We start from the raw sequence: 22,712 nt of genomic DNA on the forward strand, positions 1-22,712 counted from the left end.
ACGGGGATCCGCCTACCGGGCGCGGCCGGGAACGTCGAGGCTCCCGGCGTTCCGGATCAGGGTGCGCGCTCCATCTGGCCACGGATCTCGCCCTTCGGGTTCGCGGCGGTGTGGAGGTTGAAGTAGACCTTCCCCGCCTCGAGATCGGCGGCCTTGGCGTCGTCGAGGGTCGCCTCGCCGGTGAAGGGGCTGCTCGCCGCCGTCACCGGCACGAGCACGCCGGCATTCTCGCCCGCCTTGGCCGGCCCGTGGAAATGGGCGGCCGTGACCGGCCCGGTGAGGCCGCTGTACTGGCCCGACCAGATCAGGCGCTTGGTGGCGGGATCGAAGGTCATGGTGATCTCGCCCTTGCCGGAGGACGCGGTTGCCGGCACCTCGCTGCCGCCGGTGAGCGCCGCGCGGTAGGTGACGTCCTTGCCCGCGGCGAATGCCGGACCCGTGGCGAGCGGCACCCCGAGGACGAGAAGGGCGGCGAGGCTGGTGGTCCAGCGATGGCTCTTGCGCGCTGTCATCGAACGCTCCGCGATCTGACGGGCCGTCGAGCGGCCCGTGCCAAACCTAGCGGGCCGGGACGGGTCGGACATGGCGGACGGGCTGTCGCCGAGCGATTCTCGGTGACAGCCAAGCGTTTCCCTCCCGCGCGCGACGGCACGCGGCCTGCCCGACCTCCGGAGGCGCGATTTGCTCACCAGAAGACGTTGACACGGAGCGCCCGCTCTTCCTATACCGCCGCCACTGCACGCATCGTCTCGATGGACGGTCGCGGCTCGTGGCGGGGTAGCTCAGCTGGTTAGAGCAGAGGAATCATAATCCTTGTGTCGGGGGTTCAAATCCCTCCCTCGCTACCAAAATCCCCAGGACGATTACCAGAGCCTGGACATAGACTTAGAAGCCGTAGAGCACACCGGACGAACGCCGAGCCCTGGACCCACCGTCCGGGGCTTTCTCGTTCTCGGACGGGTTTCGGACGGGGTTTGCCTGAACCGTCCGAGTTCGGGTCTCGGACGGGCTAGCCGATCCGACGCAGCAGCCGGCGTTCCCGACGGTCCCGGCCGAGGGCCCGGGCGAGATCCCGGGGGCGCTCGGCCGACACGAAGCCCGACGGAGCGCGCCGGTTGCCCGAGGCCTCCGCGAGGTCCTCGGCGAGCGCCCGGCACAGGGCGTCCCGCTCCTCGGCCGACGCCATCGCGATCTCGTCGTAACCAGTCATGAACCCTCTCCGCATTGAGAACGAAATAGGAACATGCGGACCGGTTTCAACGGGACGGCCTTATGCGGAGGTTATCCCGCTCAGGGGTGCCTTATGTTCAAGATATCCCGGTTTCGGGGCGGTCCGGCGCCCTTATGCGCAACCGGGCCGTCCATTCGAGGCGGTCGGGCTTACCCTTCCTTCACCATCGCCCAGGGTTGCCTCGCTCACCCGGTTGACCCCCCGTCCCGAGCTGCGATCCTCACGATTCGACCCCGCCCGAGAGGCCCCCGTGAAACGCCGAATAGCGCCCCCCGACACGAACCAACCGACACCCCCGGGGGCGTGACGCCGTGCGCGCAGCCCCCCTCACGGAGGCTGCCATGACCAAGAAGATCGCCGACCCCCGTTTCCCGACCGGGCGCGTCCTGTTCACGGCCGACACCCATTTCGGCCACCAAGGAGCCATCGGCCATTCCGACCGCCCCTTCGCCGACGTCGCCGAGATGGACCGGTTGCTGATCGAGGCGTGGAACGCCAGCGTCGGCAAGAACGACACCGTCTACCACCTCGGCGACTTCGCCCATAAGGCGAGCCCCGAGCGCTGCGCAGAGGTGTTCGCCCAACTCCGGGGACGGAAGCACTTGATCCGGGGTAACCACGACAGGAAGCGCACCCTGGACCTGCCTTGGGAGAGCATCCACGACCGGATGACCATCCGCCTCGCCGGGCACAAGGTCATCCTCGACCATTTCCCGCTGCGCTCTTGGGACAGCGCCTACCACGGCTCGCTGCACCTCTTCGGGCACGTGCACGGCGCGTTCGAGGGGACCAGCCAATCCTGCGACGTTGGCGTGGACGCTTGGCAGTACAGGCCGGTGACCCTGGACGAGATCCTGCCCCGGCTGGCGGCGACGCCGAACCCGCCGGAGGAGCGGCGCGGGGCGGACCCGGACGAGGACGACGACGCGGAATGACGAAGGGCCCCGGAGACGATCCGGGGCCCTTCGTTTAGGTGCCGCCCTCGATGTCCCGGGCGACCTCGGCTGCGTCGGCGGCCCGCTCCCGGAGGAGCCGGGCCAGGACCGGCCAGACCCAGTCCGGGATCTCCCGGCCCCCGTTCGACCAGCGCGACACGGAGCGGGGGTCGACCTCGTCCCGGGGGCCGTCCGGGTGGTGCGGCCCGAGGAGGCGCGCCATGGGCCGGCGCCAGTCGCCGTCACCGTACAGGGCCTCGCCTGCCCGGCGCAGGAGATCGGGATCGCGCATCAGCGCATGCCCGGGGCCGCGGCGGCATCCTCGTCCGCCGGCGCAGCGGCCCGCGCGAGTTCGGCCTGCCGCCGACGGACCTTCTCGACGCGACGTCCCTCCTTCACGCCGGCGACGTGCATCGACACCAACTGCCGCACGAAATCGCGGGGCAGTTGGTCGACACCGAGGAGCACGCAGACCTCGCCGAGGTCGTCCGACCGCCAGATCGCCACAGGGCGCCCCCGGGTGGTCTTCAGGACGTACGGCTCGGGGAGGTACCTCTCGATCTCCAGCGCCGCTTCGCTCTTGGGATACTCGAACGGTCGGCGCGGTCCGCCCTCGGCCATACGGGCCTCGATGGCGTCGGTGAGGGGGTGCGGCTGCGGGTGGATGTCTTCACGGTCATGGTCGCGGTTTCCCTAGCGAGGAGCGGCGATGCCTGCTCACGGGTCCATGGTATCGGTCGCGTCGCAATCGACAAGCGCCGCTAGGCGGAGAGCCCTCGCGATTCGGCGAACAGACGCTTCTCCTCGGCGCTGAGCCGCCCGTGCAGGTCGACGAGCTCGGCGTGCCGGGGATGCTCGCGGTCGAGGAGGTATGCCCGCAGCCGGGCAGCCGCGCCGCCGCACCGAGCCGCCCGGAGGCCCAGCGCCGCCGACCGCTCGTGGTGCTTCGGCTCCCTCCCGTCGATTAGCATCGGCCCGGCGTCGAGCGGGTTCCGGGCGATGACCGCGTCGAGGTCCGCCACCAGCGACGCCGCCCGGGCCTCCCGGCGCGCCGCGGCCAGCACGATGGGATCGGCAACGACGGCGAGCGCGGCCGCCTCCGTGGCGAGGACCTCCGCGAGCGGCGCGTCCTCGGCCTGCGCCGGGGCGACCGGCTCCGGCAGTACGACCGTCTCGGTCTGATGCACGACGGCGCAGGCCCCTCGGGCGACCGGGGGCAGCCTCGGGGAAAGGCGGAGGACGGGGCGGTGCTCAGCCATGATCGGCCTCCTTCGGCGGAGCGGGGGTCTCGTCGCAGACGCCCGTGGCGGCCCCGATCATCGCCAGGACGGCGAACGTGAAAACGAACCCCGACGCCACGATGCCCGTGATCCACCCGGCGCGGAGGACTTCCGACGCGTTGCCCGAGGCGACCGCCAGGATCGCGACGATGGCCCCGGCGGAGGTGGCGACCCGCCCGGGTCCGCCGCAGGTGAGGGTGAGGAGGGCGCGCATCAGGCGGCCCTCATCGCTGTGCTCTTGGTGACCCAGGCCGAGAGGGTGATCTCCAGCCACGTCCGCGGCACGATGAAATCACCGTCCTCGCTCTGCCAGCACTCGACGATACCGACGAGGCGTCCTGACACCCGCTCCGTCACGACTGCATAGGCGGTCAGGTCGTCCACGTACGTCAGGGGCATGTGCGGGTCGTCGATGCCTGAGAGCTCGACGCGGCACCCGTGCCGCTCGGCCATATCGTCGGCGAGGCACGCGCGGACGCCCCAGGTATCCTTCTCGGGCTCCTCGTCGTCGGGCTCGGCATCCGAACCCATCGTGCGCATGCGCTCGTTGTAGAGCGTCCAGACGTTGCCTTCCGGCCCATCGGCCGAAGCTCCGCCGAGCGCCCTCGTGATCGCGCCCGGCCAAGCCCGTCCCTCGCGGATCAGGCGGACGGCCTCCGCGTAGCCAGTCTCGGATTCCGGTGTCGAGGCCTTGGCGCCGGCTAGCGGTTCCTCAATCCGGCCGGGCTCCAGCGTCACCGCCGCGGGCTTGATATCCCGCTCGATGATCCCGATCACACCGGCATCGACGGCGGCCTTGTCGAGCGGCGTCACCGTACCGTCTCCCCGGACGTAGAGGCCGTGCAGGCGGGCGAGGGTCTCGTAGGTCGGCAGGAATTCCGCCGCGGCCGCGGGATCGTCCCGCCGCAGGACGTTCACCCAGGCCGTCCAGTCGGCGTCGGAGACCCCGGACCAGTCGCCAGTCCGGCGCGCCTCTCCGACGCGAGCGGCGCTCCCGGCAGGCATAGATGGCAACGGGGTCTCGCCGGGCCCGACGCTCAAGCGGATCTCGTTCTGCTCGTAGAGGGGCTCGTCCTGGACCGTTGGCACGATCTCAAAGCCGGCTTCTGCCAAGCTGCGAACGGCGATGGCGGCGAGCTCGAAGTATGTCGGCTGAAAGGGGTGCTGCATCAGCATTGTCTCACCGATGATGCTGACTGCCCTGGTGTTTGCGTCGGTCTCGCGCACGGGGCGCTCTCCTGTTCTGGGGGATGCTCGGAATCGTGGGCGCCACTGCCGCCTGGCGCGCGACGGGGTGTCCGATCAGGCCGCGGTCGCGCAGTCCTCCGCCATGCATTCCATGAGGTCGGCGTAATCGGGCGACTGGATCTCATCGAGCACGCCGGGACGCACCGGCGTCTCCAGGAAGGCCAGCACACGACGGCGGGCCTGCCCGGCACGGCGGCGGTGGTAGGCGTCGATCCGGTCGCGGGCCTCGCCCAACGTGACGCATGTCGGGCGACCACGGATCGCGATCACGAAACCCTTCAAGCCGAGGCCGTCGATTTGGACGCCGCGGTATTCCCAGGTCGGCCGGAAGCTTCCGTCCGGCCTCCTGAATGCGGGGATCACCTTCGTTGTGGGGTAGTCATTCTTGGCCATGTCTGCCTCTGGATCAGATGGAACGGTTCTTTGTTCTGGGCGCCACTGACCGCCTGACGCGTCGACGGACTCCTCAGGCCGGTGAGCAGACCCGGGGAAGGAAGTCGGTGAGCTCGATGGCCTCGGGCGCGCCGCAGAAATCCGGGCGCAGTGGCGTCCCCCTGCAGGGCTCCCCGTCCGGGACCGGCTCCCACGCCCCGATGACGACCGCCCGCCCGCGGATGCGGAGCGCGCTGAGGTTCATGAGCGGGATGTCGTCGGCGGAAGCCCGGAGGCGGTGCGGGATGACGGACCCGGCGGCACCCTCGACGCTTGCCAGGGCGGTCATGACCGGGCCGCGCCCGCTGCAGCCGGAGAGGTCCCAGACGTATCCGGCGGGTAGCTCGGCTGGAACGGGTGCCTCGGGGAAGTCAAAGGTCAGGTGGGTCATGACTGCCTCGGATGCTGGGGACGGGGACGCGGCGGAGGGACGGTGACGCGCGCCCGTCCGAGCGGCGGCACGGGCGGGCCTGATCGCGACGGGGGCGCCGGGGCGTCGGCATCGAGGCCCTCGACGATCTGCGCGTGAGCCTCGGCGGTCGTGGCGGCGGTGGGCGGCCGGTCGGCCTCCGCCAGGGCATCGGCCAGGACGTGGATCGCCTCGCGGGATGCCATGAGGAGAGACCGCTCGACCGCGCCGACGGCGTCCTGCAACAGCTTGGACCGCGGGCCCGCTGCGAAGGCCGGGTGCGCCTTAACCGCCGCGAGCGCCTCTGCGAGCCGGGCGCGGGTCTCGCGCGCGTCGAGGGTGACGAGGCCGTCCCCGAACGCGGTGCGGGTCGTCATGCCACCCTCCGGCGAAGCTCGGCGACGAGGCCGGGGATGCAGAGTGCGAGCAACCGCGCGTCCTTGAGGCTCTCGTGCCGCTCGTCGCGGTCGCCACGGTCGACGCCGAGGCGCTCGCACAGGGCATCGAGGCTGCCCTTCGCCTCGGGCCAGAGCATCTTGCTGAGGAGCCGGGTGTCCACGATGGGGCCCCACGACACGGCCCGGCCGGCGCGCTCGAACTCCATGTCGAGGAAGCCCACGTCGAAGGGGGCGTTGTGGGCGACGACCGTCGTCGCGCCGAACTCGTCGTCCTGTCCCGTCAGGATGCCGTCGACATCGCGGGCCCGGTCGGAGAACGGCGCGCAGGCCGCCAGCCGCTCGTCCGACAGGCCGTGCACCGCCAGGGCCTCCGGAGACGACTTCCGCCCCTCGGGGTTGAACGCGGCCACGTAGGCGGTGCGGGATTCGAGTGCGACGCCCTCGCCGTGCTGCCACTGCGGGCTACGGTCGGAACCGTACGTCGTCGTGGAGCAGACCTGGGCCTGGAGGATCGCGAGCGAGACCATCCGGTCGCCGTCGAGCGGATGCAGCCCGGTCGTCTCGCAGTCGATGCAGAGCACCGGCCTGGATAGCAGACGGAGGACCTCCCGCAGGTCGGGCAGGCGCTCGATGTCGACGGCGTCCCGTCCGGACACGCGCTGGACGACGGCGTGGTGGAGCGAACCGACCCGGGACTCCCTGTCGGCGACGAGGGTCCGCGTCAGGGCGATCTCGCGGCCGGTGAGGCGGTCGAGCTCCCCGCGCACGTAGGCGAGCTCGTCGGCGGGGTGGAAGGCCGCGCCGGGCGGCGCGACGGTAACGACTTCATTCATCGGTGGGCTCCTCGGCTGGACGGTAGGTCGGCTCGTCACGGCGCAGCCCGAGGGCGCTCAGGATCTTCGGGCCGGGCTCGGCATCGCCGGAGACGACGGACGACACGTACGAGGGCGCCACGCCGTGCATCCGGGCCCACGCCCGCTGCCCGCCGACCGCGGCGCAGGCGTGCATCAGGCGCTCGCGCACCGTCAGGCCCGACAACGATCTACTGGCTGTCCGTCTCCGCACCATCTTGCCCCGCGCAGTAAAACGCCGTCGCGACAAGCAGTATATGCCACCGTCGATGACCAGTTTCAATAGATTGGGCGGGCCAATATTAAGTGGTATCATAAAACGGCAAAGGTAGTTTTTATGATACCACTTATTCCGTGCAAGGGAGGCGGGGCCACCTTGGTTAACGGTGCCGGATTGCTTGTAATTGGCCAAGCATTTAGCTATTTTAAATGCATGATCTCCGTCCGTATCTCCGCTGACCGCTGGCTCTGGCGCGCCGAGCTCGCCGACCGCGCGACAGGTCACGTCGCGAACGGTTATCCACAGCGTGCTGTTCGGTTCGAGGGAATCGGACTTGCCATGATCGCGGTCCACGAGGTCGACGCACCGGCCGGCACGCTCCTCGTGTCGACGCCGGCCGGCACGTCATCCCGGGGCGCCGGCTACTGGGGCGGCTCGCACGCGGTCCACCGGCTAGGCGCCGACGGCTCCCTCACGGACGTGCCGATGGATGCCGCCGCTGACGAGCTCGACCCCACCGGCGCCGAGGCCCGCCTCCACCGGCGGCTCGCCCTGGCTGCCGGGCTGAGCCTCGAAACGACCCGCCTCCGCATGCGCGAGGGGCACGGCTACGAAGGTGGCACGTGCACCGAATGGGCGGGCTACTGGGCGATCATCGAGCGCGCCACCCGGTTACAGGTCTGGGCCCGGGCGCCCTCCTACGCCGAGATGACCGAAGCCGGCCTGCCCATCGCCCGCAGCGACACCCCAGAGGCCCGGGCCGCCGCGGCGCGGATTTGGGGCGCCTGAAAAATCCGTACGTGCGCCCCTGGTGCCATTCGTACGTGCGGCGACAATCGAGACCGGGACCACGTACGAACGGGAAGGACACCACCCACAATGAGGAAGTTCGCTCGAATGCTGGCCGCGGTCATCGCGGCGATGGCGGCGGCTACGAAGGTCGTCTGGGAAGGCGGCAAGGCCGTGCTCCGGTCGGTGATCCCGAGCCTGCCGATGCCCGCCGGTGACGACGTCGAGGAGGCCATGGAGCGGGTCGCGGCGACGCCCCCCGCCGACGGCGGCGCGCCCCTGCCGCTCGTCACTGTCGACGCGGGTCAGCGCTGTTTCGATTTCGCCCTGTCGAAACTGTCCGGTGGCCGCCACCCGGCGCCCGACATGACCCCAGTGCCGGACGACATCGTCCGGTGGGTCGCCAGCCTGCCCGACGCCGACCTCGGCCGCCTGACCCAGCATGGGCCGCGCAGGGTCGGCGAGCACGTCCTGGGGGTGAAGGCCATCGCCGACCTGCCCCTATGCCGGGCGCCGCGCGTCGAGCCCGGATTCGCGAAAATCGGTGACCGCATCCAGTACATCGGGGAGATCAAGAAGGCGGACGTCGGACCGCCTCCCGCGCGAGAGGAGACGTCACAGGAGCGGACGCTCGCGATCCTGGAGGACCTCATCGACGACCAGCCGGAGACGACGACGCTACGGGCCGCCTGACCGCACCAGCCACCACTGAACGAAAGAGGGCCGCCTCGAATGCCGGGGCGGCCCTCTTTTTGTTCGGAAATCTTGCTGCAGCCTATTGTGCCTTGCCCTGTGCACACATCGTCAGCATCTCTGCGCCCACTGTCGTGCGCACACGTGCCGACCTCATGCCGCCGAGTGCATCGAGCGGATCGCGGCGGCCATCCGGGCGAGCTTGCCCTCGGCGCCGAGGGCCCGCACGCGCCAGGTGTTGTTCTCTCCACGGAGCCGGGCAACCTCAGCCTGCAGGGCAGCGATAGTGACGGCGTCACCCTGAACCCGGGCGGCGACCTTGCCGACCGCCGACAGGGAACGCTCACGCTCCTCGTAGGCAGCCTCCTTGCGGGCGATGGCCCGATCCTGATGCAGGTCGAAAGCGATCCCGGCGAGGCGCTGCAGGCCGGCGTCAAGCGGCTGTACGATGGCGTGTGCGTTCATGGCGGCCCCCTGTGTCTCGCACATGAGATCGCCATCCGACGAATCCTGGCAAGCCGCGATTCACGTCAGGGTAAACACACACCTGGCCGGGAGTACGTAATCGTCTTCATCGAAACCCCCCTGCAGGAGGGCGTTCGTATTGTTGAGGAGCGCCCCGTTACTTCGTGGGTCTGTAACGCCGATGGGACGATCCTGTAACGCCGTGTGGGGGAAGCACGTGCGTCTTCGAGCAGCCCCACCGCACGGTGCGACCTGCCGTGGCGCAGCTTCGGGATTTCGTTGCGCACCGACACCCGCACGCCCTTCCCGTGCGGCGGTCGGCCTCCCGCACCACTGTGAACGAGCGTTTCTGCATCTTGGTAATCCGGTGCGATGGGACTGCCCCCTATCGCCCAGCTGCGCTGACCCATCACTCACAATTAAAGCAATTTTACGAGTTCTAATGATTAATTTAAATCATTCATTTTGATCACAAAGCAGCAATCCAATTTCTGGCTCCGCCCGCACCGTGGAAGACGCATCAAAGCGAAGATTAGGATCCAAATCAAACGGGCGTCGCATTCCTGCGACGCCCGCGAGACTGGTTCTATTTATTCTGCGGCTATCACGTACAAGATAGTGATGCTGGCGCGATAGATTGATCTATACTTTTTCCAGCCTTCGACGTCCCAAACGGACGATCCATCGAAACCGCCGGCGCTTTGCTTGATTGTCAGTCGATCAATACTTTTGCTGCGAGCAACTTCTGCTCGGACGACCGCATCGATCGCTGTTTCGTTCGGGTTAGCTGCAACACTGAATAGCCCATCGTGATTCCGATAGTGCACCTCGCGAGCAAGATGCACATAGCCAGTTTTTACATCTTCATGGTCAGACATAGACAAACACTCTGCCGCCAGTCTCATATGACTGACATCCACCCAACGATGGGTGGTAAAGTCGCACTAACGTTTAAACCGCCCTTAAGGGCGGGGAGAAGGCAGCAGGATCTAATAGACTAATTGTCTGCCGAAGGCAATGGTTCTGTTGAGGCGATCGTTTTAAGGTTAATGAATGATCCTGCTTCGTGTCGCCGCGCTCATAGATGTTAGCAAGTTGTACCGTTGCCGATCAATAAATTGAGGTCGTAGCCATAAGGGGCCTTCGTCACGCTGCGTGGCTAGAACGCCTTGGCAGCGGGCCGACGTCCTGTGCATGCGGCATCGGCTCGGATCTCCATCGATAGGCGCTTATGAATTCTTTGCTCATTGCCGCCGGGATGGCCATCTCCTCGAAGGTTAGCGGCCCAAGGCAGGTGAACGCCGCAGGCCGCTGACCGTCAACTCGCATGTGGGACCGGCCAGGGCTGGGTGGCATGATGCCGTGCCTCAAAGGCGCGGATCGCGTCGGCTTGGTCGAGGGTAGTCCCGATGGCGTCAAGTCCGCGTACGAGCGCGTCCTTACGCACCGGCGAGATGTCGAAGGCGAACCGCGTGCCGTCCGCAGCCAGGACCAGTTGGGCGGGTAGGTCGATGGTCAGTCGGTTGGGAGCGGGATCGACCGCCTGCGCCGAGAGGGTGCTCACCTCCTCAGGCTCCATCGAAATTAACAGCAGCCCGTTGTTGGCGGCGTTGTCGTTGAAGATGCCGGCGAAAGTCGTGACGATGATTGTCCGGATTCCCAGCTGCATCAGGCCCCACACAGCATGCTCGCGCGAGGAGCCACAACCGAAGTTCGGTCCGACCACAAGGACGCGCGCGTTTGCCTATTCCGGCCGGTTGAGCACGAAGTCGCGACACGGCGCGCCAGCGGTGTCGACGCGCATGTCCTGGAACGTGCCACTGTCGAGGCTGCTGCGGTCGATGTCTTTCAGGAACTGTTTGGGCATGATCACGTCCAAGAGCTGCCGCGCTGCCGGGCTCCTGCCGGCCCAGGGGCAACCTTGACCTTTAGATACGGATCGGACGTTCCGCTTTGCGCCCAAGACAGTCACTCACGCGCGGCTGCCCGAATCCCGAAAGCAGACACATATTTCGTTGTTACAATGGCGGGGATGCGCCTTTGGTCACCGCTTGGCCGGGCCCGACGGTATCCCAGAGGCAGATGTCGAAGGGGACAGCTTCGCTACGGCGTGGTGGCCGATTTGCAGCTCACACGGTGGGCACGTTTCGAGGCTCGACAAACTCGACTTCGGCGTGAGGAAGCGATCGCCACCAAGCGTCGGGCGCATGGAAGGCATTGTAGGCCAACCGCAGGACGGTCTCCGGCTGACGATGTGACGGGTCGACCTCGCCGCGGGCCTCGTTGCGGGCGAGGAGTGTCTCCCAGGTAAGGTCGAATACCTTCCACTCGACCGAGAGACCGTATCGCTCGATGACCTCAAGCTCGGCCTCGAACACCTCGCGGTTCAGGTGGGTGTCGGCCATCACCACGCTGAACCCCGCTGCCAGGGCCGCATCCAGGGCAGCGACCTTCACGCTGTGAAGAAGCCCGCGCGCCTCCTCGTCCCAGCCCGTCCGGCGCACCTGCCAGTAGACCTGACGGTCCGGTGGCCAGAATGTCTGGCGTAGGTCGTCCAGGGTGAGGTGCACCCAGCCCTGCAGCGGGTCGTACCGGCGCGCGTAAGTCGTCTTGCCCGCGCCGGGGCACCCGATCAGCCCCACCACCCGCTGCCGGCGCGGGGGTGCCTCAAAGTCCATGGAGCACTGGGTCAGGCATGGTTGGCGGCGTCCTCGTCCTCGTCGAGCTTGGGGTCAGCCTCGACGGTCTCACCGCGCAGGTAGCGCGCCTGGACCTCGGCGACACGGCGGGCAGCCTGCGCGTGGCGGTTCGATACGAGGCTGTCCGGGTCGAGGTCCCCGCCGCGCTTGGCCGCGAGCAAGTCAGGATCACCCCACCGGTCGAGGAGGGTCTGGAAGGCGTCGTGCCGGCCGACGTCGAAGGCAATCCGCTGGCCCATCATGTCCTTGTAGGGGTGGGCCGGATGAATGCCGGCGCAGGGGACCCAGCCTGCCGGGATCGGCGTGGTCGCCGCGTGCGTGCGGCCCACGCGCAGGAGCTTGGGCAGGACATGAGTGTGAGGGCCCTCCGGGCTGGTGCCGCCCGGGCCCGGGATCGAAGCGTAGACCTCGATGCGGCCGATCCGGGCGAGGAAGACTCGGTGGGGGCTCAGCGCGACGAGTTGGCGGCCGATGGAGCTCGCAGGGTCGAACAGGGGAAGCCCGACGCCGGACCGAAGACAGGCGATGGCTTCCGGGTCGCTCGTGCGCACGCAGGCATCGACCGCGAGGAGACCAAGGCCGAGGTCGAACAGGATGGCATCGCGGTCCCGTTCGCGGGCGGCGTCCCGGTCCGGGCCGAGTTCCGTTACCGCGCCGCGCCGGTTCATCGCGCAGCTCGCCTCAGGCAGGCAAAGGGCGACGGCGTGGTTCCAGCCGGTCGCGACGGCGGTCTCGTAGGCCACCGGACGCAGGTCGGGACTGGGAGCGAGCGCGATGGCGCCCCGCTCCGTCGCCAGACCCATGCGCCCGTCCGGCAGCGGCGACGTGGCCTCGTCGGGATCGCGCATGAACTCGGCGATGGCCCCGAAGCTGCCGAGGCTCCAGGCGGTGCCGGGATCCGCCAACGCCTCGCGCAGCAGGGTCGTGACCGCGTCAGCCCGTGATGGTGACGTCATCGCGTTCCTCCGTCTAAGCCCCGGACCGCGCCCAGGGCAGGATGTATCGGGATCCGTCAGAAGCCCAGCCCCGCTCGGCCGTAACCCCGAACGCCTTGGCAAGCAGGACGTCGGTCAGAGCTTCCTCCGGGGTATCGTCGGCGACGAGGCGGCCACCGGCCAGCACGACGATGCGATCGCAGAACCGGGCCGCGAGCGTCAGATCGTGCAGCACGGCGACGACACCGGTACCGTCTCGCGCGATGGCCCGGAGCAGCGCCATGGCGTCGAGCTGGTGCGCCGGGTCGAGGGCCGTGACCGGCTCGTCGACGAGAAGCCAAGGCGCCTCGACCGCCAGAGCCCGGGCGAGCAGCGCGCGCATGCGCTCGCCCGACGAGAGGGTCGGCTCGGCTCGGTCGGCGAGGTGGAGGATGTCGGCGCGCGCCATCGCCCGTGCGACCGCGGCATCGTCGACTTCGGTGGGGGATGCGAAGGCCCGGCGGTGCGGCAGCCGGCCGAGCGCCACGATCTCGCGAACCGTCATCGGCCAGCCGACCCCCGCACCCTGGAATAGGGCGGCGATGCGGCGAGCCCGTTCCTCGCGGGCCAAGCCGGACAACGGATGGCCGTCGAGGGTGACCTGACCCTGCGTCGGGACAATGAGCCCCGCCAGGGCACGAAGGAGCGTGGTCTTACCGGCTCCGTTCGGGCCGACCAGCCCGATGAAGCGACCGGGCTCCAGGATCAGACCGATGTCCGAGACGATGGTCCGTCCATCCAGCGTCACCCGGGCGTCGTGCAGACCGAGGCTCATGCCCGCCTCCCGCGACCGCGTAGGAGCAGCACGATCAGGAATGGCGCCCCGACCAGCGCGGTCACCACGCCGAGCTTGAGTTCGGGTCGGGTGGCGAGCAGGCGCACGCCGATATCCGCTGCGAGGACCAGGACCGCTCCCGCGAGGCCGCTCGGCAGCAGACAGGCGCCGGGACGGGCACCGACGAGCGGTCGCATCAGATGCGGTACGACAAGGCCGACGAAGCCGATGGCTCCGGTAACCGCGACCCCGCTGCCGACCGCCAGGGCCGCACCGGTGACGAGACGCAGGCGCACGGAGACCAGGCCGACCCCGAGGCTCGCGGCGGTGTCCTCGCCGAGCGTCAGGGCGTCGAGGGCGGAGCCGGTCGACAGCATCAGGCCCCAGCCGACAGCCATCAGCGGCAGGCACAGGAGCACGTGGTCCAGGCTGCGGTCGCTGAGCGAACCCATCAGCCAGAACACGATCTCCAGGGCCGCGTATGGATTCGGCGACAGGTTCAGCGCCAGCGCGGTCAAAGCCCCGGCTAGGCTCGACAGCCCGACCCCTGCGAGGATCAGCCCGAGGGTGCTGCTGCCGCGGGCGGCGAGCGCGTTCAGGAGGAGCGCGGCGACGCCGGCGCCGGCGATGCCGCCGAGCGGCAGGGCGAGGCTCATGGTGGCAGCGAACCCGCCGTAGAAGACGATGACCGCGCCGAGCGCCGCCGCGGAGGAGATGCCGAGAATGCCGGGGTCCGCGAGCGGGTTGCGCAGGTAGCCCTGCATCGCGGCGCCGGTCAGGCCGAGGCTGAAGCCGACGAGGCCGCCGAGCAAGGCGCGCGGAACACGAAGCTCCCACAGGACCAGGGCCGGCAGCGTCGTGCGACCGAAGACGAGGTCTGCGAAGGCGGCGGGCACGTCGAAGGGCGCGTAGCCGATGGCGACGGAGGCGAGCGTCAGCGCGACGACGGCGATGCGGAGGATAGCGATGACGGAACGCCGGCCCCGCGGCGTGCCGAGGCGCCGGGATGCCGCGGGGCTGAGCGCGGTGACGGGGGCGTTCATGGTCCGGGCGCCCGTGCATTCGCAGCCTCGGCGAGCCGCGCAACGACCTCCGCGACCTGTGGCCCCGGACAGGTCCAGAAGCGGTTCGGAATGTCGACTGTCCGATGCGCTCGTGCGAAGGCCTGGAAGACGGGATGGTGCAGGAGTGTGTCGGCGAGCGAGGGCGAGCCCGGTGCGCCCTCGTCGACGACGATCAGGTCTGGGTTCGCCAGCGCCGCGGCTTCGAGGGGCACCTGCCCGAAGCGGTCACGCCCGATCTCGGCCGAGACGTTCACGAGGCCGGCGGCGCGGATCAGCGCGTCCCCGAGCCCGCCGGGCGCGACCGTGAAGGCGTTCGGACGCATCACCAAGGCACGCAGAGGCTGCTTGGCCGGGACGATGGCGGCAAGACGCGCATCGAGCGCCGCCACCATCGCCTTGCCCCGTTCGGGATGACCGAGCGCCGCTGCAACCTGCCGGATCTGCGCCCGGACGCCGTCGAGGTCGGCCGGCACACCGAGTTCGAGCACGGGGGCACCGACGCGCTTGAGCATGCCCACCGTCGTGCGCGTCGTGAAAGCACCTGCGATGACGAGGTCGGGTTTCAGGGCCACGACCTCCTCGGTGAGCCCCCGCGTTACCGGCAGCCCGAACGCCTCGCTCGCGACGGTCGACCCGCGCGGGTCACGGGCGAGGTAGGTGACGGCCAGCACCTGATCGCGGTCCGCCAGCCGCAGGACAAGTTCGTCGGCACACAGGTTCATCGAGACCACCCGCACGGATGCCGCCGCTGCGCCGAACGGCACGACGGACAAGATGGCCACGAGGGCGATCATGAGGCGCGACGGCATCCGCGACCTCAGAACGATGTCATGCGGACGCCGCCGTAGACGGCGAGCCCCGGCCCCTGGAAGCCGGTCGGGTTCTGGTAGCGCTGGTCGAACAGGTTATCGATCCGCCCGAACACCGTGAGGGTCTCGCTCCAGGCGTAGTTGACCGAGAGGTTCACCAGCGTGAAGCCGGGGGCTTTCAGGCGGGGCACGGAGAAGTCGCGGTTTCCGTCCACGAACGACCCCAGCACGATGAGCGTGCCGGTCATGGTCAGGCCCGGCATCAGGTTCCAGATTGCGGTCGCACTGACCTTGTTGCGTGGCCGGCGCAGCAGCTCTTGGTGGGCGATCTCGTCCTTCGTCACCGTGGTGGTCCAGTCCAGCCGCCCGCTCCAGAACTCATTGAAACGCAGGGCGACGAAGCTCTCGGTGCCGTAGGCGGTCGCACGGCCGACGTTCACGTTGGTGGAAAAGGTCGGATAGTAGGCCGTCTGGATCAGGTTCTTGAAGTCGGTCTGATAGTAGGTCGCGCCCACGGTCATGAACCCATCGAACAGCGGCTGCTCGAAGCCCCCGTCGAAGCCGTAGCTCTCCTCCGGCCGCAGGTTTGGGTTCCCGAAGAAGCGGAAGCCCGGGTAGTCCTGATAGAGTTGGCTCAGGGTCGGCGGCTTGAAGCCCGTGCCGACGCTGCCCTTCAGGCGGGTCCCGGTGCCGGGCACGATGTAGCTCGGCGCCACCCGGTAGGTGGTCGCGCCGCCGAACTGGTCGTTCGCGTCGTGGCGGATGTTGGCGACCAGCGCGGCTCCCGCGAAGGGCGTCGTCTGTAGCTCGGCGAAGCCGGCGGTGTTGCCGTTGGATCGGTCGATGCCGGTCGTTTCGAAGCGCTCATCCTCGCGCTGGGCCCCAAACAGCACGAGGTTGCCGGGTGAGACCTGCCAGTCGCCGCGGTAGTCGAACCGGGTTCGCTCGCCGAGGTAGGTGGTGGGCGTCGGCGGCGCGAGTGGATCCAGCGGGCCCGCGAACAGGCGGTCGAACTTCGAGTAGTTCGCCCCGAAGACGTTGTGGAAGCCCGGCACCGGCGTCCACTCGGCCTCGCCCCTCATGATCAGTTGCTGTTGGTCATTGAGGTTTCGGTACGGAAGCAGCACGTATGGGAAGCCGCCGTCAGCCTGGTCGAGATAAGCGCTGTCGGAGAAGCGCAGGACGTAGTTGAGCCGGAACTCGTCGGTGAGTTGCGCCCCGAGCTTGGTCGATACCGTCTTGATGTCGGTGAAGGCCGTCCGCAGCGGCACGCCGCGGGGCAGCAGTTCGAACGGGGTGACCTGAACGGCGGATTGCCGGATGTGGCCGACCGACACCGAGTAGTCGAAGATCCCCTCCGAGCCCGAGATGTTGCCGAACTGGTTGAAGGTTCCGAACGAGCCGCCCTCGACCGTCGCCGTTGCCCGAGCCGGTCCTTCGCCACGCTTGGTCACGACGGAGATGACGCCGCCGATGGCGTCGGCCCCGTAGAGGCCGCTCTGCGGCCCGCGCAGCACCTCGATCCGCGAAAGGTCGTAGGTCTGCAACTGGCTGAAATCGAAGGCGCGGTTTGGGGTCGAGGGGTCGTTGACGTCGATGCCGTCGATCTGGACCTTCACGTGGTTCGAGTTGGTGCCGCGGATGAAGACCGAGGTCTGACCGCCGGAGCCGCCGGTCTGCACGACGTTGAGGCCGGGCACCTGCTGCAGGGCATCCGGCACCGTCCGGCGCTGCTGCTCCTGAAGCAGGCGGTCGGTGAGCACGGTCACGCTCGATCCCGTGCTGGCAATCGGCGTCGGCACGCCGGTGGCTGAGACCGAGATCTCGGAAAGGGCGACTGCGGCCTGCGCGCCTCCCTGGGCATCGGCGAAGGGCGCGGCGACCTGCTGCGCGAGGGCGGGAATGGAGACGAGCAGCGCGGATGCCGCGCAGGACGGCGCCAGCGTGCGCCGGAGCGCGGAGGGGACGGAACAGGACACGGGGCGGCCTCGGGGGACGGCTGTGGCACGTCACCGCGAACGAGGCCTCGGCGGTCGCGTCCTCCAAGGAACCACGACGCCGCGACACCTCCCAGGACACCCCGCCCGGCAAGCTCCGCGTGTGACCACGGCTGACGGCAGGTCTCCTGGCTCGCGGGTCACCGCCCTCTCATCGTCTTCCCGGGCGAGGCCGCCCAGTGACGTCGTGATGAAGGACTCGCCGCTTACAGTTGCGGGGGCAGCCGCGGCATCGGCCGAGCCCTCACGGGCCTGACTTCACCGCGTTCCCTTTTGATCCCCGAGGGGAACCGTCTCGACCAAGCTAAGCTGCGGTGTGTCCATCCGTCAACGCACGGAAACACGTTGTTCAGATGTGTGGCGTCTGAGGCGTCGGTCGATGTCAAGACAGGTTGGATTTCCGCCAATCCGTCTCGAAGTCACACCCTCGCAAAGCGACGAACGGCTGCCGCGCTCGCACAGGAGAGGTTGGGCACGCTGAACACCTCAGCAATGGTCGTCCGATCTTCGGTCGAGGTGATTGCCTTGTAGGATGCGGTTCACGGTCAAGCTTGGGCAGTGTATGACGTTCTGCAGCGATCCTCATACCGCGGCCGATACATGATCAAGTTGGCGACCCTCGCCGTCGCCGCGATGGCGGCAAGCTTCCTCGGACCGCTCCAGACAGCAGCCGGGCAACTCACCTATTCGTGGCCCTCGAACGTCGGACCGCTGAACCCGCACCTCTACGCGCCCAACCAGATGTTCGCGCAGGCGAGCGTCTACGAGCCTTTGGTGAAGTACCGCGGAGATGGATCGGTCGAGCCCTGGCTAGCGACCTCGTGGACCATCTCCGAGGATGGGCGGACCTACGATTTCGCCCTGCGCCCCAGCGTCACCTTCAGCGATGGGACGCCCTTCGACGCGGCCGCGGTCAAGGCGAACTTCGACGCGATCCTGGCAAACCGCCAGCGGCACGCGTGGCTCGATCTCGTCCAGCAGATCGAGCGCACTGAAGTTGTCGGGCCTCTGGCGTTCCGCCTCGTCCTGAAGGCGCCGCACTACCCAACGCTACTCGAACTCTCCCTGCCGCGGCCCTTCCGGTTCCTGTCTCCGAGCGCCCTGGGCCCCGGCGGTACGACGGCCGTCGGCATCAGGGGGCCGGTCGGCACGGGGCCGTGGCGGCTCGTCGACACCCAGCTCGGTGTCTTTGACACGTTCGAGAGCAATCCGGGCTACTGGGGCCGGAGACCCATCTTCGACCGGCTCGTCGTAAAGGTCGTCCCCGATCCCAACACCCGCGTCATGGCCCTGCAGACGGGTGAGATCGACCTCGTCTACGGCGCGGCCGGGCAGATTCCTTCAGAAGCCTTCGTCCGGCTCCGGCAAATGGGTTCGAACTTCGCCGCAGCGGTCTCGCCGCCACTGGCGACCCGGGTACTGGCGATGAACTCCGCGCGCTTCCCGACCGATGATCGGGCGGTCCGCCTCGCCATCAACCATGCCGTCGACAAGGATACGCTGGTCCGGACGGTGCTCGACGGGATCGAGCCACGAGCCGATTTCCTATTCGCGCCGCGCGTGCCGTACGCCGACGTCGGGCTGAAGCCCTATGGCTTCGACCGGGGCGCGGCCTCCCGCATGCTCGACGCGGCCGGCTGGACGCTCGGGCGCGACGGCGTGCGTGCAAAGGACGGACGCCGCCTCGCCGTCGAGGTCGATTTCGTCGGGACCAACGCCCAGCAGCGCGCGATTGCCGAGGTTCTCCAGTCCGATCTTAGCCGCGTGGGCATCGACGTCCGGCTGATCGGCGAGGAGGAGAGTTCGATCCTGGCCCGCCAGAAGGATGGCCGCTTTGGCCTGATCTTCGGCGAGACCTGGGGGCCGCCCTACGATCCCGCCTCTTTCATCAGTTCGATGCGCACCCCGTCACACGCAGACTATCAGGCGCAGGTCGGGCTGCCGGAGAAGCCGGGCATCGACGCGACCATCGCGGAAGTGCTCGCCACGACCGACGAGACCGAGCGCCGACGGCTCTATGCCAAGCTGCTGACCACACTGCACGAGGCCGCAATCTACCTGCCGATCTCTCACGCCGTGGCCATCGAGGTTCATCGTACCTCGATAACGGACGTCGGCTTCGGCGCGACGATCAACGAGATCCCCCTCGCTGCCATGCGGCCGGCAGCCCGATGACCGCCACGCCGATGCTCCGCTTCATCGCCGCCCGCCTCGCACTGATCCCGCCGATGCTGCTCGGCGTGTCGATCCTCGTGTTCGTGATGCTGCGGCTTGGCCAGGGCGACCCGGCCCTCGACTACCTGCGCCTGTCGCAGATACCTCCCACCGACGCCGCCCTCGCCGACGCACGCATCCTGCTCGGCCTCGACCGACCATTCGTCGTCCAATACCTCGATTGGCTGTGGCGCGCCCTGCAAGGGGATTTCGGCCTCTCCTACGTCACGCGCCGGCCGGTCCTGCCCGAGCTCCTCGGCTACCTGCCCGCGACCCTCGAACTGGCCGGGACCGCGCTCGCCGTCACCATCGCGGTCAGCCTGCCGCTCGGCGCCTGGGCGGCCGCCCATCGCGGCGGCTGGCAGGATCGCCTCGTGCGCGGGATCGCCGTGCTCGGCGTCTCGCTGCCGAACTTCTGGATCGCTTTCCTCCTCGTAGCCCTCTTCTCGGTCACTTTGGGCTGGTTGCCGCCGATGGGCCGAGGCACGCTCGCGCATCTCGTCATGCCGGCGTTGGCCATCTGCCTGATGTCCCTCTCGGTCAACGCGCGCCTCCTGCGGGCGAGCATGCTGGAGGTCGCGGGGACGCGCCACGTCCTCTATGCGCGCCTGCGCGGGCTCCCCGAGCGAACCGTTCGACGCCGACACGTCTTCCGCAACGCTCTGGTGCCGGTCGTGACCGCCACCGGCATGCATGTCGGCGAGCTCCTGGGCGGTGCGCTCGTGGTCGAGACGATCTTCTCGTGGCCGGGCGTCGGCCGCTACGCGGTCTCGGCGATCTACAACCGCGACTACCCAGTCATCCAGTGCTTCACCCTGGTCATGACCGCGGTGTTCGTCCTCTGCAACCTCGCGGTCGACATCGCCTATGCCTGGCTCGATCCGCGCATGCGCCTTGCTGGGGAGGCGACGGCGTGAGGCCGAACGCTTCCATGCGGGTGGCCCGCACGGGCTTGGGATCGGTCACGGTCCCCGGCGCACTCGCCATCGTGATCCTGCTGCTGGCGCTTCTCGGACCGCTGGCCGCGCCGCACGACCCCCTGGCGGTGAACCTCACGGCCCGCTTCGAATCGTCGAGCCTCCTCCATCCCCTCGGCACCGACCATCTCGGACGGGACATCCTGTCCCGGCTGATCGCCGGTGCGCAGACGACGCTCGGCGCCGTCGCGGCCGCCCTCGCCCTGGTGGTGGCGCTGGGCCTCGGGGTCGGTGCCGTCTCGGGCATGCTGGGAGGTCGGACCGACGCCGTGCTCATGCGCCTGTGCGACGTGTTCCTGACGGTGCCGACCTTCGTGCTGGCGCTGTTCCTGATCGGCGCGTTCGGCACCGGCCTCGTCAACGTCATCGCGGCCATCGCCCTGTCCCACTGGGCTTGGTATGCCCGCATCGTCCGAGGTCTCGTCCTCGAACTCAAGACGCGCGACTACGTCCTGGCCGCCCGGATCGCGGGGGCATCGCCGGTGGCGGTCTTCGTCGAGCACGTGCTGGCGGGGGTCCTGCCGCCGCTCGCGGCGCTCGCCACCCTGGACGTCGGCCACATGGCCCTCCACGTCGCCGGCCTGTCCTTCCTCGGCCTCGGCGTGCAGCCTCCGACCCCGGAATGGGGCGTGATGATCAACGAGGCCCGAACCTTCTTCTGGACACGGCCCCTGCTGGTCGTCTGGCCGGGGCTCGCGATCGCCGTCGCCGTCCTCGCGTTCAACCAGCTCGGCGACGCGCTGCGCGACCGCCTCGACCCGACACTCGTTGCGGAGCGGGGCCTATGAGCCCGCGCGTGCTCCGGGCCGAGAACCTGCGCGTCGAGACCCGGCGCGGAGCCGAGGCCGTGCCGCTGGTCGCGGACGCATCGTTCGAGATGCGCACGGGCGAGGTGTTGGCCCTCGTCGGCACGAGTGGCTCGGGCAAGTCGCTGGCCTGCGCGGCGCTCCTCGACACGCTGCCGCCTGGGACCCGGCGCGTCGCCGGTCGCGTCCACCTCGACGGCACGGCGGTGGCGCCAGCTGAGTTCCGCGGCCGGACGGTCGCCACCGTGCTCCAGGCTCCCCGCTCGGCCTTCAACCCGCTGCGCACGATAGGTGACCATGCGGGTGAAACCGGCGCGGCTGTGGGACTTCAGCGCACCGAGAGCCGGGCGGCGATGCGCGAGGCGTTGGCAGCCGTCGGGCTCGGCGACGATCCGCGGGTGCCGGACCTCTACCCGTTCCAGATGTCCGGCGGCATGCTCCAGCGCGCTATGATCGCGCTCGCCCTGCTCGCGAGCGCTCCCTTCCTGGTCGCCGACGAGCCGACGACGGATCTCGACCTCGTCGCCCAGGCTCGCATCCTCGACCTGCTGGCAGCCCTCGTGCGCGACAGAGGCCTCGGGCTCCTGATCGTCACGCACGATCTGGGCGTCGTCGCCCGCCTCGCTGATCGCATGGCCGTGATGGCGGACGGGCGGATCGTCGAGACGGGCGGCACGGCATCAGTCTTCGCACGGCCGGACCGACCGGAGACGCGGGCGCTGCTCGCGGCTCACCGAGCCCTTCACGAGGTCGCGCGGTGACGGCCCTCCTGTCCGCCCATGGGCTCGGCAAAGTCTACGCGGGCACCGGGTGGCGCCGCGGCGCGCCACGACCCGTCCTCGCAGACGTCGACCTCGCCATCGAGGATGGCGAGTGCGTCGCCCTGATCGGACGCAGCGGTTCGGGCAAGAGCACGCTGGCCCGCCTCCTCCTCGGCCTGGAACGCCCCTCTGCCGGTGTCGTGCGGTTTCGCGGAATGGGTCTAGCCAGGCTCGACGACGCGGGGCGGCGAGCATTCAGGTCGGCGGTCCAGATGGTTCTTCAGGACCCGCTCTCGGCGGTGAACCCGCGCCATACGGTAGGCCGCACGATTGCGGAGCCGTTGCGGCATCTGACCGGCCTCTCGGCGACGGAGAGGCGAGCACGGGTCCATGCGCTGTTGTCTCTCGTCGGTCTCGACCCATCCGTGATCGCGCGGCTCCCGAGCCAGCTCTCCGGCGGCCAGGTGCAGCGCGTCGGCCTCGCCAGGGCGCTGGCTACCCGCCCTGCGCTCGTCGTGCTCGATGAGGCGGTCTCGAACCTGGACGCGCCGCTACAGATCGAGATCCTCGACCGCCTCGCCGTCCTGCGACATGAACAGGGAACCGCCTTCCTGCTCGTCACGCATGACATCCGTCTGGCGCGCCGGTTCGCGGATCGGGTCGTAGTTCTCGACGCCGGCCGGAT

At 68.8% G+C, this 22,712-nt stretch carries 30 protein-coding genes, 1 tRNA gene and 1 riboswitch; of the genes, 9 read left to right on the plus strand and 22 right to left on the minus strand.

Translation table 11 applies throughout. The annotated features are described in order from the left end of the window. Positions 1-56: 56 nt before the first annotated feature. Positions 57-512: a CHRD domain-containing protein gene (locus BMY19_RS22455; RefSeq protein ID WP_100252974.1), complete on the minus strand. Its 456-nt coding sequence runs from the start codon at positions 510-512 to the stop codon at positions 57-59. A 259-nt stretch (positions 513-771) separates the two neighbouring features. On the opposite strand from BMY19_RS22455, the gene BMY19_RS22460 reads away from it, so the two are divergent. Beyond that, a tRNA-Met gene (locus BMY19_RS22460) sits at positions 772-848 on the plus strand. Positions 849-1,009: 161 nt separating this feature from the next. Here the strand turns inward: BMY19_RS22460 and BMY19_RS22465 are convergent. Further along, complete coding sequence (locus BMY19_RS22465) at positions 1,010-1,210, minus strand: hypothetical protein (RefSeq protein WP_100252975.1); 201 nt, start codon at positions 1,208-1,210, stop codon at positions 1,010-1,012. Between the two features lie 362 nt (positions 1,211-1,572). On the opposite strand from BMY19_RS22465, the gene BMY19_RS22470 reads away from it, so the two are divergent. After that, positions 1,573-2,166, plus strand: coding sequence for a metallophosphoesterase (locus tag BMY19_RS22470; protein ID WP_100252976.1), 594 nt, complete (start codon positions 1,573-1,575; stop codon positions 2,164-2,166). Between the two features lie 34 nt (positions 2,167-2,200). On the opposite strand, the gene BMY19_RS22475 is transcribed toward BMY19_RS22470, so the two are convergent. The 10 genes from BMY19_RS22475 to BMY19_RS31005 all read right to left on the minus strand — a co-directional run bounded on the left by BMY19_RS22475 (position 2,201) and on the right by BMY19_RS31005 (position 6,971). Next, entirely contained in the window at positions 2,201-2,458 is a 258-nt protein-coding gene (locus BMY19_RS22475; protein ID WP_100252977.1) for a hypothetical protein, read from the minus strand. Beyond that, positions 2,458-2,787, minus strand: a complete 330-nt coding sequence (locus BMY19_RS22480) for a hypothetical protein (RefSeq protein WP_100252978.1) — start codon at positions 2,785-2,787, stop codon at positions 2,458-2,460. Before BMY19_RS22480 ends, BMY19_RS22475 begins: the two co-directional genes overlap by 1 nt. A 140-nt stretch (positions 2,788-2,927) precedes the next feature. Continuing rightward, positions 2,928-3,425, minus strand: a complete 498-nt coding sequence (locus tag BMY19_RS22485) for a hypothetical protein (protein ID WP_139215662.1) — start codon at positions 3,423-3,425, stop codon at positions 2,928-2,930. Continuing rightward, on the minus strand, positions 3,418-3,660 hold the full coding sequence (locus tag BMY19_RS22490; RefSeq protein WP_100252980.1) for a hypothetical protein: 243 nt from the start codon (positions 3,658-3,660) through the stop codon (positions 3,418-3,420). Before BMY19_RS22490 ends, BMY19_RS22485 begins: the two co-directional genes overlap by 8 nt. Next, entirely contained in the window at positions 3,660-4,616 is a 957-nt protein-coding gene (locus BMY19_RS22495) for a hypothetical protein (RefSeq protein ID WP_139215663.1), read from the minus strand. The genes BMY19_RS22490 and BMY19_RS22495 overlap by 1 nt, the downstream gene beginning before the upstream one ends. Before the next feature lie 132 nt (positions 4,617-4,748). Next, positions 4,749-5,087, minus strand: coding sequence for a hypothetical protein (locus tag BMY19_RS22500; protein WP_100252982.1), 339 nt, complete (start codon positions 5,085-5,087; stop codon positions 4,749-4,751). Between the two features lie 73 nt (positions 5,088-5,160). Next, on the minus strand, positions 5,161-5,517 hold the full coding sequence (locus tag BMY19_RS22505; RefSeq protein ID WP_100252983.1) for a hypothetical protein: 357 nt from the start codon (positions 5,515-5,517) through the stop codon (positions 5,161-5,163). Further along, a complete protein-coding gene (locus tag BMY19_RS22510; protein WP_100252984.1) occupies positions 5,514-5,912 on the minus strand; it encodes a hypothetical protein in 399 nt (132 codons plus the stop codon). The genes BMY19_RS22505 and BMY19_RS22510 overlap by 4 nt, the downstream gene beginning before the upstream one ends. Next, on the minus strand, positions 5,909-6,766 hold the full coding sequence (locus BMY19_RS22515; protein ID WP_170863021.1) for a 3'-5' exonuclease: 858 nt from the start codon (positions 6,764-6,766) through the stop codon (positions 5,909-5,911). The genes BMY19_RS22510 and BMY19_RS22515 overlap by 4 nt, the downstream gene beginning before the upstream one ends. After that, a complete protein-coding gene (locus BMY19_RS31005; RefSeq protein ID WP_170863022.1) occupies positions 6,759-6,971 on the minus strand; it encodes a hypothetical protein in 213 nt (70 codons plus the stop codon). Before BMY19_RS31005 ends, BMY19_RS22515 begins: the two co-directional genes overlap by 8 nt. 372 nt (positions 6,972-7,343) lie before the next feature. On the opposite strand from BMY19_RS31005, the gene BMY19_RS22525 reads away from it, so the two are divergent. Continuing rightward, a complete protein-coding gene (locus BMY19_RS22525; RefSeq protein ID WP_100252986.1) occupies positions 7,344-7,793 on the plus strand; it encodes a hypothetical protein in 450 nt (149 codons plus the stop codon). A gap of 90 nt (positions 7,794-7,883) precedes the next feature. Continuing rightward, positions 7,884-8,486: a hypothetical protein gene (locus BMY19_RS22530; protein WP_139215664.1), complete on the plus strand. Its 603-nt coding sequence runs from the start codon at positions 7,884-7,886 to the stop codon at positions 8,484-8,486. Positions 8,487-8,639: 153 nt separating this feature from the next. Here BMY19_RS22530 and BMY19_RS22535 read toward each other — a convergent pair whose 3' ends face one another. The 10 genes from BMY19_RS22535 to BMY19_RS22570 form a co-directional block, all read right to left on the minus strand. Continuing rightward, positions 8,640-8,951: a hypothetical protein gene (locus BMY19_RS22535; protein WP_139215665.1), complete on the minus strand. Its 312-nt coding sequence runs from the start codon at positions 8,949-8,951 to the stop codon at positions 8,640-8,642. 590 nt (positions 8,952-9,541) lie between these two features. Then, the gene (locus BMY19_RS30540) at positions 9,542-9,856 is read right to left on the minus strand and encodes a hypothetical protein (protein ID WP_139215666.1); all 315 of its coding nucleotides are present in this window, start codon (positions 9,854-9,856) and stop codon (positions 9,542-9,544) included. 413 nt (positions 9,857-10,269) lie between these two features. Next, complete coding sequence (locus BMY19_RS22540) at positions 10,270-10,677, minus strand: 3-isopropylmalate dehydratase small subunit (protein ID WP_210186927.1); 408 nt, start codon at positions 10,675-10,677, stop codon at positions 10,270-10,272. 18 nt (positions 10,678-10,695) lie between these two features. After that, on the minus strand, positions 10,696-10,818 hold the full coding sequence (locus tag BMY19_RS31665) for a hypothetical protein (RefSeq protein ID WP_280141641.1): 123 nt from the start codon (positions 10,816-10,818) through the stop codon (positions 10,696-10,698). Between the two features lie 262 nt (positions 10,819-11,080). Further along, positions 11,081-11,629 (minus strand): AAA family ATPase, encoded by a 549-nt coding sequence (locus tag BMY19_RS22545; protein ID WP_100252989.1) that lies wholly within the window; start codon positions 11,627-11,629, stop codon positions 11,081-11,083. Between the two features lie 11 nt (positions 11,630-11,640). After that, positions 11,641-12,606 (minus strand): DUF6925 family protein, encoded by a 966-nt coding sequence (locus BMY19_RS22550; protein ID WP_100252990.1) that lies wholly within the window; start codon positions 12,604-12,606, stop codon positions 11,641-11,643. 13 nt (positions 12,607-12,619) lie between these two features. After that, on the minus strand, positions 12,620-13,399 hold the full coding sequence (locus BMY19_RS22555; protein ID WP_100252991.1) for an ABC transporter ATP-binding protein: 780 nt from the start codon (positions 13,397-13,399) through the stop codon (positions 12,620-12,622). Beyond that, the gene (locus BMY19_RS22560) at positions 13,396-14,442 is read right to left on the minus strand and encodes a FecCD family ABC transporter permease (RefSeq protein ID WP_100252992.1); all 1,047 of its coding nucleotides are present in this window, start codon (positions 14,440-14,442) and stop codon (positions 13,396-13,398) included. Before BMY19_RS22560 ends, BMY19_RS22555 begins: the two co-directional genes overlap by 4 nt. Further along, positions 14,439-15,272: an ABC transporter substrate-binding protein gene (locus tag BMY19_RS22565; RefSeq protein WP_100252993.1), complete on the minus strand. Its 834-nt coding sequence runs from the start codon at positions 15,270-15,272 to the stop codon at positions 14,439-14,441. Before BMY19_RS22565 ends, BMY19_RS22560 begins: the two co-directional genes overlap by 4 nt. Positions 15,273-15,280: 8 nt before the next feature. Next, on the minus strand, positions 15,281-17,251 hold the full coding sequence (locus BMY19_RS22570) for a TonB-dependent receptor plug domain-containing protein (protein ID WP_100252994.1): 1,971 nt from the start codon (positions 17,249-17,251) through the stop codon (positions 15,281-15,283). A gap of 118 nt (positions 17,252-17,369) precedes the next feature. After that, a riboswitch (cobalamin riboswitch) is annotated at positions 17,370-17,579 on the minus strand. A gap of 323 nt (positions 17,580-17,902) precedes the next feature. Between BMY19_RS22570 and nikA the strand changes: the two genes are divergently transcribed. The 5 genes from nikA to BMY19_RS22595 form a co-directional block, all read left to right on the plus strand. Further along, the gene (gene nikA, locus BMY19_RS22575) at positions 17,903-19,444 is read left to right on the plus strand and encodes a nickel ABC transporter substrate-binding protein (RefSeq protein WP_244534982.1); all 1,542 of its coding nucleotides are present in this window, start codon (positions 17,903-17,905) and stop codon (positions 19,442-19,444) included. A gap of 11 nt (positions 19,445-19,455) precedes the next feature. Further along, positions 19,456-20,400 carry a nickel ABC transporter permease subunit NikB gene (gene nikB, locus BMY19_RS22580; protein WP_100253003.1) on the plus strand — a complete coding sequence of 315 codons (945 nt, stop codon included), beginning with the start codon at positions 19,456-19,458 and terminating at the stop codon, positions 20,398-20,400. Next, a complete protein-coding gene (nikC, locus tag BMY19_RS22585) occupies positions 20,397-21,248 on the plus strand; it encodes a nickel ABC transporter permease subunit NikC (RefSeq protein ID WP_100252996.1) in 852 nt (283 codons plus the stop codon). Before nikB ends, nikC begins: the two co-directional genes overlap by 4 nt. After that, positions 21,245-22,027, plus strand: coding sequence for an ATP-binding cassette domain-containing protein (locus BMY19_RS22590; RefSeq protein WP_100252997.1), 783 nt, complete (start codon positions 21,245-21,247; stop codon positions 22,025-22,027). The genes nikC and BMY19_RS22590 overlap by 4 nt, the downstream gene beginning before the upstream one ends. Then, a partial coding sequence (locus BMY19_RS22595) for an ATP-binding cassette domain-containing protein (RefSeq protein ID WP_100252998.1) occupies positions 22,024-22,712 on the plus strand: 689 nt, incomplete at its 3' end. The genes BMY19_RS22590 and BMY19_RS22595, both read left to right, overlap by 4 nt.

The organism is Methylobacterium sp. UNC300MFChir4.1 (assembly GCF_900110155.1).
In the GTDB taxonomy this organism is placed as follows: Bacteria; Pseudomonadota; Alphaproteobacteria; order Rhizobiales; family Beijerinckiaceae; genus Methylobacterium.

Bases quoted from the DNA above. Each gene is read 5' to 3' on its own strand.
- BMY19_RS22455 (WP_100252974.1), bottom strand. From the start codon at position 512: ATGACAGCGCGCAAGAGCCATCGCTGGACCACCAGCCTCGCCGCCCTT.
- BMY19_RS22465 (WP_100252975.1), bottom strand. From the start codon at position 1,210: ATGACTGGTTACGACGAGATCGCGATGGCGTCGGCCGAGGAGCGGGAC.
- BMY19_RS22470 (WP_100252976.1), top strand. From the start codon at position 1,573: ATGACCAAGAAGATCGCCGACCCCCGTTTCCCGACCGGGCGCGTCCTG.
- BMY19_RS22475 (WP_100252977.1), bottom strand. From the start codon at position 2,458: ATGCGCGATCCCGATCTCCTGCGCCGGGCAGGCGAGGCCCTGTACGGT.
- BMY19_RS22480 (WP_100252978.1), bottom strand. From the start codon at position 2,787: ATGGCCGAGGGCGGACCGCGCCGACCGTTCGAGTATCCCAAGAGCGAA.
- BMY19_RS22485 (WP_139215662.1), bottom strand. From the start codon at position 3,425: ATGGCTGAGCACCGCCCCGTCCTCCGCCTTTCCCCGAGGCTGCCCCCG.
- BMY19_RS22490 (WP_100252980.1), bottom strand. From the start codon at position 3,660: ATGCGCGCCCTCCTCACCCTCACCTGCGGCGGACCCGGGCGGGTCGCC.
- BMY19_RS22495 (WP_139215663.1), bottom strand. From the start codon at position 4,616: ATGCAGCACCCCTTTCAGCCGACATACTTCGAGCTCGCCGCCATCGCC.
- BMY19_RS22500 (WP_100252982.1), bottom strand. From the start codon at position 5,087: ATGGCCAAGAATGACTACCCCACAACGAAGGTGATCCCCGCATTCAGG.
- BMY19_RS22505 (WP_100252983.1), bottom strand. From the start codon at position 5,517: ATGACCCACCTGACCTTTGACTTCCCCGAGGCACCCGTTCCAGCCGAG.
- BMY19_RS22510 (WP_100252984.1), bottom strand. From the start codon at position 5,912: ATGACGACCCGCACCGCGTTCGGGGACGGCCTCGTCACCCTCGACGCG.
- BMY19_RS22515 (WP_170863021.1), bottom strand. From the start codon at position 6,766: ATGAATGAAGTCGTTACCGTCGCGCCGCCCGGCGCGGCCTTCCACCCC.
- BMY19_RS22525 (WP_100252986.1), top strand. From the start codon at position 7,344: ATGATCGCGGTCCACGAGGTCGACGCACCGGCCGGCACGCTCCTCGTG.
- BMY19_RS22530 (WP_139215664.1), top strand. From the start codon at position 7,884: ATGAGGAAGTTCGCTCGAATGCTGGCCGCGGTCATCGCGGCGATGGCG.
- BMY19_RS22535 (WP_139215665.1), bottom strand. From the start codon at position 8,951: ATGAACGCACACGCCATCGTACAGCCGCTTGACGCCGGCCTGCAGCGC.
- BMY19_RS30540 (WP_139215666.1), bottom strand. From the start codon at position 9,856: ATGAGACTGGCGGCAGAGTGTTTGTCTATGTCTGACCATGAAGATGTA.
- BMY19_RS31665 (WP_280141641.1), bottom strand. From the start codon at position 10,818: ATGCCCAAACAGTTCCTGAAAGACATCGACCGCAGCAGCCTCGACAGT.
- BMY19_RS22545 (WP_100252989.1), bottom strand. From the start codon at position 11,629: ATGGACTTTGAGGCACCCCCGCGCCGGCAGCGGGTGGTGGGGCTGATC.
- BMY19_RS22550 (WP_100252990.1), bottom strand. From the start codon at position 12,606: ATGACGTCACCATCACGGGCTGACGCGGTCACGACCCTGCTGCGCGAG.
- BMY19_RS22555 (WP_100252991.1), bottom strand. From the start codon at position 13,399: ATGAGCCTCGGTCTGCACGACGCCCGGGTGACGCTGGATGGACGGACC.
- BMY19_RS22560 (WP_100252992.1), bottom strand. From the start codon at position 14,442: ATGAACGCCCCCGTCACCGCGCTCAGCCCCGCGGCATCCCGGCGCCTC.
- BMY19_RS22565 (WP_100252993.1), bottom strand. From the start codon at position 15,272: ATGCCGTCGCGCCTCATGATCGCCCTCGTGGCCATCTTGTCCGTCGTG.
- nikA (WP_244534982.1), top strand. From the start codon at position 17,903: ATGGCGGCAAGCTTCCTCGGACCGCTCCAGACAGCAGCCGGGCAACTC.
- nikB (WP_100253003.1), top strand. From the start codon at position 19,456: ATGCTCCGCTTCATCGCCGCCCGCCTCGCACTGATCCCGCCGATGCTG.
- BMY19_RS22590 (WP_100252997.1), top strand. From the start codon at position 21,245: ATGAGCCCGCGCGTGCTCCGGGCCGAGAACCTGCGCGTCGAGACCCGG.